This is a genomic window from Pseudomonas izuensis, from assembly GCF_009861505.1.
GTDB classification, from domain to species: domain Bacteria; phylum Pseudomonadota; class Gammaproteobacteria; order Pseudomonadales; family Pseudomonadaceae; genus Aquipseudomonas; species Aquipseudomonas izuensis.
Map to the genome: position 1 here is coordinate 201,941 of NZ_WTFT01000040.1, position 12,033 is coordinate 213,973.

Consider the following 12,033-nt stretch of genomic DNA (forward strand, 5'->3'; position numbering starts at 1 on the left):
GGTGTCGCAGATGGCCGATCACCGACTTACTTCGGCCATCACCGGGATTGCCCGGACCTCGGTCCCTGGCGGGAATCGACCAAATGCAGGCTTCAGAGCGATGGGAGCACTTCGGATACCTTGGGTTGCCCAGCACCATGGCCCTATAATCGAGCCACTTTGTTTGTGGAGCCCGTTATGCCGAATCTACGTCTCGCCGATTTGACCGCCGAAATCGAAGCCAACGTGCGCCGTGCGTTGCTCGAAGACGTCGGTAGTGGCGACATCACTGCGCAATTGATCCCGGCCGAACGCCTGGCCAAAGCCACCATCATTACCCGTGACGCCGCCGTCATCTGCGGTACTGCCTGGGTGGATACCGTGTTTCGGCAACTGGACCCGCGGGTAGCGGTGCACTGGCAGGTCGCCGATGGCGAACGAGTCAAGCCCAATCAAGTGCTGTTCCACCTCGAAGGTCCCGCTCGCTCGCTGCTGACCGGTGAACGCAGCGCGCTGAATTTCCTGCAACTGTTGTCCGGCGTGGCCACTCGCGCGCAGTACCTGGCAGACTTCGTGGCCCAGACTCAGGTGAAATTACTCGACACCCGCAAGACCCTGCCAGGGCTGCGCCTGGCGCAAAAGTACGCGGTGACCTGTGGCGGTTGCCACAACCACCGCATCGGCCTGTATGACGCCTTCCTGATCAAGGAAAACCATATCGCCGCTTGCGGAGGGGTCTCCCAGGCTATCGCAGCTGCACACAAAATCGCACCGGGCAAACCGGTGGAGATCGAAGTGGAAAGCCTGGTCGAGCTCAAAGAGGCCTTGGCGGCCGGCGCCGATATCATCATGCTCGACGAATTGAGCCTGGATGATATGCGCGAAGCCGTATGCCTGAACGGCGGCAAGGCAAAACTGGAGGCCAGTGGCGGGATCAACGAAAGCACATTGCTGCCGATCGCCGAAACCGGTGTGGATTATATTTCGATTGGCGCGATGACCAAGGACGTGAAGGCTGTCGACTTGTCGATGCGCTTGAGCCTCTGAGATCAGCGCGCAATAAAAAACGCCAGCCTCGATAAGGCTGGCGTTTTTGCATCAGACCACCAGATTGTTCATCTCGCAGTACTCTTCCCACTCGACGCCCAACACCTCGGCCGCTTCCTTATGCAGCTTCAGGCGCTCGACCTCGTATTCTTCCGGGCTTGAGGTGTACTTGAGCGTCAGCTCCCACGGCTGCAAGCCTTGGGCTTCCGCTTCATCCTCGAACGCCCACTGGATCTGGTCCTTCTGATCATCGGCTGGCAAGTCCTTGATCTCTTCCATCAATTCGGGTGCGTCCAGCACGTACTTCCTGAGGGCTTCTTCGTGTCTGGCTTCTTGAGTCAATTCTTTAACGGTCATGGCGTTCTCGCTGATCTGGGGAATGGAAGATGGATCTGGATCATCAAGGATCTCTCTGACGCAAAAAAACCTATTGAAGCCTGGCTTTTCTGGCCTTCAGAACCATTCGGGATCATCTGAAAACAGAGTGTCGCTGGTGCCCGAGACAGGAATCGAACCTGCGACCTTCGCGTTACGAGTGCGCTGCTCTACCGACTGAGCTACACGGGCAGTGGGCTAAACCTAGCATCGCGAAGCCATGCCGGCAACTTCGTCCACCGTTTCGTTTTTCCGCAGGCAAAAAAAGGCCCCGCAGTTTTCACTGCGGGGCCTTTCTTACAACGTTGAAACAGTCAGGCTAGAGGGCAGATCAAACACCCGAAGCCTTGGCTGCTGCTACGTCTTTGATGGACAGCTTGATACGGCCGCGGTTGTCCACGTCCAGTACCAGCACTTCCACTTCCTGGCCTTCTTTCAGGATGTCGGTCACTTTCTCAACGCGAGCGTCGCTCAGCATCGAAATGTGAACCAGACCGTCCTTGCCAGGCAGGATGTTGACGAATGCGCCGAAGTCGACGATGCGCTCAACCTTACCGACGTAGATCTTGCCGATCTCGGCCTCGGCGGTGATGCCCAGAACGCGCTGACGTGCAGCTTCAGCCGCTTCCTTGGTTTCACCGAAGATCTTGATCGAACCGTCGTCTTCGATGTCGATCGAAGCCTTGGTTTCTTCGCAGATTGCACGAATGGTCGCGCCGCCTTTACCGATGACATCACGGATTTTGTCGGTGTCGATTTTCATCGCGATCATGGTCGGTGCGTTGGCCGACAGCTCGGTACGCGACTGGCCAATGATCTGGTTCATCTGACCGAGGATGTTCAGGCGCGCTTCCAGGGCTTGGCCCAGAGCGATTTCCATGATTTCTTCGGTGATGCCCTTGATCTTGATGTCCATCTGCAGCGCGGTTACGCCTTTGGCGGTACCGGCTACCTTGAAGTCCATGTCGCCCAGGTGGTCTTCGTCGCCCAGGATGTCGGTCAGAACGGCGAATTTCTCGCCTTCTTTAACCAGACCCATGGCGATACCGGCAACCGGTGCCTTCATCGGTACACCAGCATCCATCAGCGCCAGGGAAGCACCGCAAACGGAAGCCATGGAGCTGGAACCGTTGGATTCGGTGATTTCCGATACAACGCGAATGGTGTACGGGAACACGTCAGCGGCTGGCAGCATGGCCTGAACCGAACGACGAGCCAGACGGCCGTGACCGATTTCGCGGCGACCAGCGCCACCCATGCGACCACACTCGCCCACCGAGAACGGAGGGAAGTTGTAGTGCAGCATGAACGGGTCTTTTTTCTCGCCTTCCAGGGTGTCCAGCAACTGTGCGTCACGGGCAGTGCCGAGAGTCGCGACTACCAGAGCCTGGGTTTCACCACGGGTGAACAGTGCCGAACCGTGGGTCTTCGGCAGAACGCCGACTTCGATGTTCAGCGGACGAACGGTGCGAGTGTCGCGACCGTCGATACGTGGCTTGCCGTTAACGATGTTTTCGCGAACGGTGCGGTATTCGATTTCACCGAAAGCCGCTTTGACGTCAGCAGCAGAAGGCTGGCCTTCTTCACCGGACAGCTTGGCAACAACCTGGTCCTTCAACTCGCCCAGGCGAGCGTAACGGTCGGCCTTGACAGTGATGGTGTAGGCCTGGGAGATCGCTTCGCCGAACTCGGAGCGGATAGCGCCCAGCAGTTCGGTGGCTTCGGCTTGTGGAGCCCAGGTCCAGGTTGGCTTGGCAGCTTCTGCGGCCAGCTCTTTGACGGCCTGGATAACAGCCTGGAACTCGTCGTGAGCGAACAGTACGGCGCCCAGCATCTGGTCTTCGGTCAGCTCTTTGGCTTCCGATTCAACCATCAGAACGGCTTCCGAAGTACCGGCAACGACCATGTCCAGGCTCGAAGCAGCCAATTGCTCATAGGTCGGGTTCAGCAGGTAGCCGGTGCTTTCGTGGAAGGCAACGCGGGCAGCGCCGATCGGACCATCGAAAGGAATGCCGGAGATGGCCAGGGCAGCCGAGGTACCGATCATCGCAGCGATGTCCGGATCGGTCTTCTTGCTGGTGGAAACGACGGTGCAGACAACCTGCACTTCGTTCATGAAGCCTTCAGGGAACAGCGGACGGATCGGACGGTCGATCAGTCGGGAAGTCAGGGTTTCTTTCTCGGAAGGACGGCCTTCACGCTTGAAGAAACCGCCAGGGATCTTACCGGCAGCGTAGGTCTTTTCCTGGTAGTGAACAGACAGAGGGAAGAAACCCTTGCCCGGATCGGCTTGTTTGGCACCGACTACGGTCACCAATACGCTGACGTCGTCGTCAACGGTGACCAATACTGCGCCGGAGGCCTGACGGGCGATACGGCCAGTCTCGAGGGTAACGGTCGACTGACCGAACTGGAATTTTTTGATTACCGGGTTCACGGTGTCCTACCTTCTTTTGTGGCTCTTGGGGAAACGGGTTTCTTGCGAAATTCTTGGGCAATGCCGGGAATCGGCCCGGTCGGTTTGTCCAGGTGTCACTCAGGTAAAGCAGAAAGCCAGATAAAACTTGAGGCTGGGAGCCTGCCATGCGCCGGCGGGAAACCCGCTGACGCACGACAGACAACCAACCTCTAGCGCAATCGCTTATTAGCGACGCAGACCCAGGCGACCGATCAGAGCGCTGTAACGGCTCACGTCTTTGCCTTTCAGGTAGTCCAGCAGCTTACGACGCTGGTTAACCATGCGGATCAGACCACGACGGGAGTGGTGGTCTTTACCGTTGGCCTTGAAGTGACCTTGCAGTTTGTTGATGTTGGCGGTCAGCAGTGCAACTTGCACTTCTGGCGAACCAGTGTCACCAACGGCTTGCTGGTAGTCAGCTACGATTTGAGCTTTTTCTTGAACGTCGAGAGCCATGAGGCAATCCTTTTATCAGGAAACTGTTTCAGAAAAACAGTTTCAACAGGCCAGGGACAAATCCCTGTATCTAAAAATGAGTAGTGACCGTGCCTGTTAACAGCCACCCTCGTTCGGTCATTCTGACCGAATCAGTCGACGTGGCGCGATGCGCCCGTCTTCGCTCACTTCACCGATACCGATGAAGCGACCATTGTGATCCTGTACCCGTACCATGCCGAACTTCGGTGCATCCGGGGCGCGTACCGGCTGGCCGTTGAGCCAGTAGAACGCGCTCGCTTCCGAGAACTGCAGCAGTGGCCAATCCAGCAGGCCGCTGTCAGATGGCATCAGGAAGCGATCGACCGCTTCATTGCCACCTTCGGCATGTACCGCTTCCAGCTCTTCCAGGGTGACGGTCTGCGCCAGCGTGAAAGGCCCGGCCTGGGTACGTCGCAGTTCCGCGACATAAGCGCCACAACCGAGTTGCTCACCAATATCCTCCACCAGAGTGCGGATATAGGTGCCTTTGCTGCAATCCACCGCAAGCCGCGCAGTATCACCTTCGAAGGCCAGCAATTCCAAGCGCGTAATAGTAACAGAACGCGGTTCGCGCTCCACTACTTCGCCTGCGCGAGCCAACTTGTACAGCGGCTGGCCATCACGCTTGAGGGCTGAGTACATCGGCGGTATCTGATTGATTTGCCCGCGAAATTTCGGCAGTACAGCCTCGACATCGGCGCGACCAACGGTCACCGGGCGCTCCTGCAAAACTTCGCCCTCGGCGTCCGCCGTGGTGGTGGTCTTGCCCAGTTGAGCCAGGGTTTCGTAACCCTTGTCGGAATCGAGCAGGTATTGCGAGAACTTGGTGGCTTCACCGAAGCACAACGGCAACACGCCGGTGGCCAGCGGATCGAGACTGCCGGTATGTCCGGCCTTCTCGGCGTTGAGCAGCCAGCGGACCTTTTGCAAGGCCGCGTTGGAGGTGAACCCAAGCGGCTTGTCGAGCAGGATGATACCGCTGACGTTACGACGGATACGTTTGACCTGAGCCACCGATTACTCCTTGGTGTCTTCGGCTTCTGCCGCAACCGGATGCTGATTGTCTTCCGCTACTGCGCGCTCGATCAGTGCCGACAGATGCGCACCGCGCACGACGCTTTCGTCGTAGTGGAAGTGCAACTGCGGGACGCTGCGCAGCTTCATCTCGCGAGCCAACTGCATGCGCAGGAAGCCGGCGGCGGAATTGAGCACCTTGATGCTTTGCGCGATGTCTTCGGCGTTGTCCTGCCCCATCACGGTAATGAAAATCTTGGCGTGACCGACGTCACGGCTGACTTCCACTGCGGTAATGGTGACCAGGCCGACGCGCGGGTCTTTGACTTCACGACGGATCAGCTGTGCCAGCTCACGCTGCATCTGATCGCCGATACGTTGGGTACGGCTGTATTCTTTTGCCATGTCTTGTTACCTGTTACTGCCCCACGGTGAAACCCGAAGGGTCTGAAAGCGGCAAACGCCCGGCCTGACAAAAGCCAGACCGGGCGTTGCGTTTAGAGTCCTGACGCTGTGCCGCGCATCTGCATGCAGCGGCTCAACGTGGCCCTTGAAGTACGCGAATTAGAGGCTGCGAGCAACCTGCACCTTCTCGAAGACTTCGATCTTGTCACCGACTTTGACGTCGTTGTAGCTCTTCACGCCGATACCGCATTCCATGCCGGCACGCACTTCGGAAGCGTCATCCTTGAAGCGGCGCAGGGATTCCAGCTCGCCTTCGAAGATAACGATGTCTTCACGCAGTACACGGATTGGACGGTTACGGTGAACAACACCTTCGATAACCATGCAACCGGCGATCGCGCCAAACTTCGGCGAACGGAACACGTCACGGACTTCGGCGATACCCAGGATGTTCTCGCGAACATCGCTGCCGAGCATACCGGTCAACGCTTTCTTGACGTCTTCGATGATGTCGTAGATCACGTTGTAGTAACGCATATCCAGGCCTTCCTGCTCGACAATCTTGCGAGCGCCGGCATCGGCACGCACGTTGAAGCCGAACAGTACAGCGTTGGAGGCCAGTGCCAGGTTGGCGTCGGACTCGGTGATACCACCGACACCGCCACCGACAACACGCACTTGCACTTCGTCGTTACCCAGGCCGTTCAAGGCACCGTTCAACGCTTCCAGCGAACCACGGACGTCGGATTTGAGGACGATGTTGAGCGTCTTCTTCTCTTCCTGACCCATGCTTTCGAAGATGTTTTCCAGCTTGCCTGCGTGAGCACGAGCCAGTTTGACTTCGCGGAACTTGCCTTGACGGAACAGAGCCACTTCACGGGCTTTCTTCTCGTCGGCAACCACGCTCATCTCGTCGCCAGCGTCCGGGGTACCGTCCAGGCCGAGGATCTCGACAGGGATGGCTGGACCGGCTTCCTTGATGGCTTTGCCGTTCTCGTCGAGCATGGCGCGGACACGGCCATAGTTCGAGCCGACCAGGACCATGTCGCCCTGACGCAGAGTACCGTCCTGAACCAGAACGGTAGCCACCGGGCCACGGCCCTTGTCCAGACGGGACTCGACGACAACACCACGGCCAGGAGCCGATGGGGTAGCGGTCAGTTCCAGAACCTCGGCTTGCAGCAATACGGCTTCGAGCAATTCGTCGACACCGGTACCCATCTTCGCCGAAACCGGTACGAATGGAGTGTCACCGCCCCACTCTTCCGACGTCACGCCGTGTACCGACAGTTCGCTGCGGATGCGATCGAGATCGGCGCCCGGCTTGTCGATCTTGTTCACAGCAACCACCAGCGGCACGCCAGCAGCCTGAGCGTGCTGAACAGCTTCGATGGTTTGTGGCATTACGCCGTCGTCCGCTGCAACCACCAGGATCACGATGTCGGTCGCCTTGGCACCACGGGCACGCATGGCGGTAAACGCGGCGTGACCAGGGGTGTCGAGGAACGTCACCATGCCACGGTCGGTTTCAACGTGGTAAGCACCGATGTGCTGGGTAATGCCGCCAGCTTCACCAGCCGCTACCTTGGCACGACGGATGTAGTCGAGCAGGGAAGTCTTACCGTGGTCAACGTGGCCCATTACGGTCACGACCGGCGCACGGGCAACGGCCTCGCCTTCAAACTTCAGGGACTCGGCCAGGGAATCTTCCAAGGCAGTGTCGCTGACCAGGGTCACTTTGTGGCCCAGTTCCTCAGCAACCAGTTGAGCAGTTTCCTGATCCAGTACCTGGTTGATGGTCGCTGGAGTACCCAGTTTGAACATGAACTTGATAATTTCAGCAGCCTTGACCGACATCTGCTGAGCCAGATCGCCCACAGTGATGGTCTCGCCGATCTTCACTTCGCGCACGACAGGGCCGGTTGGGCTCTGGAATCCGTGGGCGTTGCGCTTCTTCAGCTTGGCCTTGCCGCGACCACCACGACGGAAGCCATCGCTTTCTTCGTCGGTAGTACGTGGGGCAACGCGTGGAGCGGGCGCTTTTTCCTTGACCGAAGCACGATGCGGAGCGTTTTTACGCTCGCCATCGCCACCACCGCGACGATTGTTATCGTCGGCACGTGGTTTGTCAGGACGGCGTGGTTCGTCACGCTTGCGGGTATCGGCAACCGGTGCGACAGCCACGACCGGCGCGCTTTCACGCACAGGCTCGGCCACTGCAACAGGTGCGGCAACAGGTTCGGCTGGAGCGGTCGGCGCAGCAGCAGGCTGGCGACGCGCTTCTTCTTCGGCGCGACGCTTGGCTTCTTCTTCAGCCTTCTGACGAGCAGCATTTTCTACTGCGCGACGCTCTTCCAGTTCACGCTTGCGCTCGGCTTCGATTTCTTCCGGGCTGCGCTGTACGAAGACTTTCTTCTTGCGTACTTCAACACTGATGCTTTTGCTGCCAGCAACCCGCAGGGTGCTGGTGGTTTTACGCTGCAGCGTGATCTTGCGTGGTTCTTCCACTTTCGCCTTGTGACTGCTTTTCAAGTGAGTCAGCAAGGATTGCTTCTCACTGTCAGTCACACTTTCTTCGGCGGCGGTGTGCGGCAGACCTGCCTCACGCATCTGCTGCAACAGGCGCTCTACCGGTGTTTTGACCTCATCGGCCAGTTGTTTCACCGTGACTTGCGTCATGCACTTCTCTCCTCAGGCCGCGCCTAATTACTCGAACCAGTGGGCTCGGGCGGCCATGATCAACTTGCCGGCACGATCATCGTCAATGCCGTCGATGTCGAGCAGATCGTCAATAGACTGCTCGGCCAGGTCTTCGCGGGTAATTACGCCGCGCACCGCCAGTTCCATCGCCAAATCCTTGTCCATACCCTCAAGCGAGAGCAGGTCTTCGGCCGGATGGGCGTCTGCCAGCTTTTCCTCAGTAGCGATGGCTTTGGTCAACAAACGATCCTTGGCACGAGCGCGAAGCTCGTTGACGATGTCTTCGTCAAAGCCGTCGATGTTGAGCATTTCTTCCAACGGTACGTAGGCAATCTCTTCCAGGCTGGTGAAGCCTTCATCAACCAGCACCTGCGCCAGCTCTTCGTCGACTTCCAGCTCGTCGATGAAATTGCGCAGGATGTCGCCGGTTTCTGCTTGCTGCTTAGCCTGGATGTCCGATTCGGTCATCACGTTCAGGGTCCAGCCAGTCAACTGGCTGGCCAGACGCACGTTCTGACCACCGCGACCGATGGCCTGAGCCAGATTGTCTGCGCCGACGGCGATGTCCATGGCATGGGCATCTTCGTCAACGATAATTGCCGCAACCTCGGCCGGGGACATGGCGTTGATCACGAACTGAGCCGGATTGTCGTCCCACAGGACGATATCGACACGCTCACCACCCAACTCACCCGACACTGCCTGGACACGCGAGCCGCGCATACCGATGCAAGCGCCCTGCGGGTCGATGCGTTTGTCCTTGGAGCGAACGGCGATCTTGGCGCGCGAACCCGGGTCACGGGACGCAGCCATGACTTCGATCAGGCCTTCAGCGATTTCCGGCACTTCGATGCGGAACAACTCGATCAGCATTTCCGGCGCGGTACGCGACAGGATCAGCTGCGGGCCGCGGTTCTCGGTGCGGATTTCCTTGAGCAGTGCACGCAGGCGCACGCCAACCCGGAAGGTTTCGCGAGAAATGATGTCTTCACGAGCCAGCAACGCTTCGGCGTTGTTACCCAGATCAACGATCACGTTGTCGCGGGTCACTTTCTTCACGGTGCCGGAGATGATTTCACCCAGGCGCTCGCGGTAAGCGTCAACAACCTGAGCGCGCTCGGCTTCACGAACTTTCTGCACAATGACTTGCTTGGCAGTCTGTGCCGCGATACGACCGAACTCGATGGACTCGATTTTTTCTTCAACGACGTCGCCGACCTTGGCGCCAGGGTGCGTTTCCGCAACCTTGCTTGGCCAGGTTTCGATGGCTGGATCGTCCAGGTCTGCCTCTTCGACGACCGTCCAGCGACGGAAAGTCTCGTAGGCACCAGTGTGGCGATTGATTTCCACACGCAGATCAACTTCGTCCTCGAAGCGCTTTTTGGTAGCAGTGGCCAGAGCCAGCTCCAACGCTTCAAAAATCACGCTTGCCGGTACACCCTTTTCATTGGATACCGACTCAACAACCAGCAGTACTTCTTTGCTCATCGTACGCCTCGCCTTTCGCAAGCCATTGGATCCGCGGGATCCGCGTCTCAGTCAAAACTGGGAATAATGTTGGCCTTGTCGATCATATCGATCGGCAACAGGAATTCATGGTCATCTACCTGCACCACGACATCCTGCTCTTCTACACCGCGCAGAAGGCCCTGAAAGTTGCGTCGTCCTTCAAAAGGCGAGCGCAGCTTGATCTTCACTTGTTCACCGGCAAATTTTGCAAACTGCTCAAGAGTGAACAGCGGGCGTTCCATGCCAGGCGAGGAAACTTCAAGGGTGTATTCAACGGAGATTGGATCTTCAACATCCAGGACGCCGCTGATCTGACGGCTTACGATGGCGCAATCGTCCACCAGTACACCGCCCTCTTTATCGATATAAACGCGCAACATTGAGTGACGACCTTGAGCCGAAAACTCAATACCCCAGCATTCATAGCCTAGGGCCACGACCACCGGGGCCAGCAAGGCCTGCAACTCTTCTAGCTTGCTCGACACCTGAACCCCCTAGTGCATGTATGTGCATGCTATGCAAAATAAAAAAATGGGCGAAACGCCCATCCTTGAAACGCCGTCGAACAGCGGCGTTGAAAGTGTCCAGCTAACAAAAAGCCCCTTAAAAGGGGCTCCTTAAACTGGTTGCGGGGGCCGGATTTGAACCGACGACCTTCGGGTTATGAGCCCGACGAGCTACCAGACTGCTCCACCCCGCGACAAAGCTGGGGCGGAAGTATACGACCGATCCCTAACAGGGTCAATGTAACCTTCCACCTGCAAGAAAGCCCGCAACAGCGGGCTCTCCTGACTAATTGGTACCGAGAAGGGGACTCGAACCCCTACACCCTATGGGCACAACCACCTCAAGGTTGCGTGTCTACCAATTCCACCACCTCGGCAATACTACGTTTGAAACCCTTCTTACTTCTGCTCTTGAGCTGGAGGTACGTCAGTCGCTGGAGTAGCCGACTTTTGCTCTTGAAGCACCGGGACATCATCAGAAGCCGGTTGTTGCTTTGGAACTTCCAACACCGCTGGATTTGGGAGACCTACTTGAGTCAGCTGATGAGCCTTCTCTTTAGCAAAGTAACCTAACCCCAAGCTGGTTATGAAAAAACCTGCGGCAAGTATAGCAGTAAACTTACTAAGAAAGGTAGAGGAACCTTGGCTTCCGAACACAGTATTTGAAGCACCTGCTCCGAAAGACGCGCCAGCATCCGCACCCTTACCCTGCTGCAGCAATACCAGAGCAACTACGCCCAACGCACCCAGCAGATGAAAAACGACTACGACTGTTTCCAGCATTTTTTCAGTTTCCCGCGGCGCGACAAATCGCACCGAACTCATCTGCATTCAGGGAAGCCCCGCCAATGAGGCCCCCATCGATATCCGGCATGCCGAACAGTTCGACCGCATTGGCCGCCTTCACGCTGCCGCCGTATAGAAGCCGCACACCTTGTGCGACTTCAGAATTTTTTCCCGCCAACTGAGCGCGAATGGCTGCGTGCACATCCTGCGCCTGTTGCGGCGAAGCAGTCAGCCCGGTGCCAATGGCCCAGACCGGCTCGTAAGCAATTACTGCATTTGCAAAAGCATCGACACCCAACGCCTCGATGACGCTATCCAGCTGACGCCCGACAACCTCAAGTGTCTTCCCGGCTTCGCGCTGCTCAAGGGTCTCCCCTATGCACAGCACCGGAATCAAGCCGCACGCCTGTGCCGCTGCGAACTTGCGGATCAACATTCCGTCCTGCTCGCCCATGATCTGGCGGCGCTCGGAGTGCCCGACAAGCACCAGGGAACAACCTGCATCCACCAACTGACTCGGCGCAATCTCACCGGTCAACGCACCTTGCCCGGATTCCACCGCAGAATTCTGCGCGCCGACCGAAATCGACTTTCCTTTCACGCCATCAATCACTTGATTGACATGCAGACAAGATGGGAATACCGCTACATCAACACCGCTCGGCAAGGCCAACTCTCGAAGGCCATCGATCAGCTCAGCGACGCTGGCGCGGGTACCGTGCATCTTCCAGTTACCAGCTACCATAGGGCGACGCATGCTGTACCTCGTCGGTCAAA

At 57.7% G+C, this 12,033-nt stretch carries 11 protein-coding genes and 3 tRNA genes; 1 reads left to right on the forward strand and 13 read right to left on the reverse strand.

Annotated features, from left to right (window positions below; translation table 11 throughout):
• The first annotated feature begins 177 nt into the window (after positions 1-177).
• Complete coding sequence (gene nadC, locus GPL81_RS26990; RefSeq protein WP_160109187.1) at positions 178-1,026, forward strand: carboxylating nicotinate-nucleotide diphosphorylase; 849 nt, start codon at positions 178-180, stop codon at positions 1,024-1,026.
• Positions 1,027-1,077: 51 nt separating this feature from the next.
• Here nadC and GPL81_RS26995 read toward each other — a convergent pair whose 3' ends face one another.
• The 13 genes from GPL81_RS26995 to tpiA all read right to left on the reverse strand — a co-directional run bounded on the left by GPL81_RS26995 (position 1,078) and on the right by tpiA (position 12,013).
• Positions 1,078-1,383 carry a DUF6388 family protein gene (locus tag GPL81_RS26995; protein WP_160109188.1) on the reverse strand — a complete coding sequence of 102 codons (306 nt, stop codon included), beginning with the start codon at positions 1,381-1,383 and terminating at the stop codon, positions 1,078-1,080.
• Between the two features lie 134 nt (positions 1,384-1,517).
• Positions 1,518-1,593 (reverse strand) — tRNA-Thr (locus tag GPL81_RS27000).
• Positions 1,594-1,732: 139 nt separating this feature from the next.
• Positions 1,733-3,838, reverse strand: a complete 2,106-nt coding sequence (pnp, locus tag GPL81_RS27005) for a polyribonucleotide nucleotidyltransferase (protein ID WP_096513505.1) — start codon at positions 3,836-3,838, stop codon at positions 1,733-1,735.
• 207 nt (positions 3,839-4,045) lie between these two features.
• Positions 4,046-4,315 carry a 30S ribosomal protein S15 gene (gene rpsO, locus GPL81_RS27010; RefSeq protein WP_046820615.1) on the reverse strand — a complete coding sequence of 90 codons (270 nt, stop codon included), beginning with the start codon at positions 4,313-4,315 and terminating at the stop codon, positions 4,046-4,048.
• Between the two features lie 117 nt (positions 4,316-4,432).
• Positions 4,433-5,350 (reverse strand): tRNA pseudouridine(55) synthase TruB, encoded by a 918-nt coding sequence (gene truB, locus GPL81_RS27015; RefSeq protein ID WP_160109189.1) that lies wholly within the window; start codon positions 5,348-5,350, stop codon positions 4,433-4,435.
• A 3-nt stretch (positions 5,351-5,353) separates the two neighbouring features.
• The gene (rbfA, locus tag GPL81_RS27020; RefSeq protein WP_008149016.1) at positions 5,354-5,755 is read right to left on the reverse strand and encodes a 30S ribosome-binding factor RbfA; all 402 of its coding nucleotides are present in this window, start codon (positions 5,753-5,755) and stop codon (positions 5,354-5,356) included.
• Positions 5,756-5,914: 159 nt separating this feature from the next.
• The gene (gene infB / locus GPL81_RS27025; RefSeq protein ID WP_096513507.1) at positions 5,915-8,434 is read right to left on the reverse strand and encodes a translation initiation factor IF-2; all 2,520 of its coding nucleotides are present in this window, start codon (positions 8,432-8,434) and stop codon (positions 5,915-5,917) included.
• Positions 8,435-8,461: 27 nt separating this feature from the next.
• Positions 8,462-9,943: a transcription termination factor NusA gene (gene nusA, locus GPL81_RS27030; protein ID WP_096513508.1), complete on the reverse strand. Its 1,482-nt coding sequence runs from the start codon at positions 9,941-9,943 to the stop codon at positions 8,462-8,464.
• Between the two features lie 47 nt (positions 9,944-9,990).
• Positions 9,991-10,449 (reverse strand): ribosome maturation factor RimP, encoded by a 459-nt coding sequence (rimP, locus tag GPL81_RS27035; RefSeq protein WP_007915250.1) that lies wholly within the window; start codon positions 10,447-10,449, stop codon positions 9,991-9,993.
• A 138-nt stretch (positions 10,450-10,587) separates the two neighbouring features.
• Positions 10,588-10,664, reverse strand: a tRNA-Met gene (locus tag GPL81_RS27040).
• A 97-nt stretch (positions 10,665-10,761) separates the two neighbouring features.
• A tRNA-Leu gene (locus GPL81_RS27045) sits at positions 10,762-10,847 on the reverse strand.
• A 22-nt stretch (positions 10,848-10,869) separates the two neighbouring features.
• Positions 10,870-11,253 carry a preprotein translocase subunit SecG gene (secG, locus tag GPL81_RS27050; RefSeq protein WP_017336473.1) on the reverse strand — a complete coding sequence of 128 codons (384 nt, stop codon included), beginning with the start codon at positions 11,251-11,253 and terminating at the stop codon, positions 10,870-10,872.
• 4 nt (positions 11,254-11,257) lie between these two features.
• Positions 11,258-12,013 carry a triose-phosphate isomerase gene (gene tpiA / locus GPL81_RS27055; protein ID WP_160109190.1) on the reverse strand — a complete coding sequence of 252 codons (756 nt, stop codon included), beginning with the start codon at positions 12,011-12,013 and terminating at the stop codon, positions 11,258-11,260.
• Positions 12,014-12,033: the final 20 nt, after the last annotated feature.

Coding starts and splice junctions, on each gene's coding strand:
- nadC (WP_160109187.1), top strand. CDS start 178: ATGCCGAATCTACGTCTCGCCGATTTGACCGCCGAAATCGAAGCCAAC.
- GPL81_RS26995 (WP_160109188.1), bottom strand. CDS start 1,383: ATGACCGTTAAAGAATTGACTCAAGAAGCCAGACACGAAGAAGCCCTC.
- rpsO (WP_046820615.1), bottom strand. CDS start 4,315: ATGGCTCTCGACGTTCAAGAAAAAGCTCAAATCGTAGCTGACTACCAG.
- rbfA (WP_008149016.1), bottom strand. CDS start 5,755: ATGGCAAAAGAATACAGCCGTACCCAACGTATCGGCGATCAGATGCAG.
- infB (WP_096513507.1), bottom strand. CDS start 8,434: ATGACGCAAGTCACGGTGAAACAACTGGCCGATGAGGTCAAAACACCG.
- nusA (WP_096513508.1), bottom strand. CDS start 9,943: ATGAGCAAAGAAGTACTGCTGGTTGTTGAGTCGGTATCCAATGAAAAG.
- secG (WP_017336473.1), bottom strand. CDS start 11,253: ATGCTGGAAACAGTCGTAGTCGTTTTTCATCTGCTGGGTGCGTTGGGC.
- tpiA (WP_160109190.1), bottom strand. CDS start 12,013: ATGCGTCGCCCTATGGTAGCTGGTAACTGGAAGATGCACGGTACCCGC.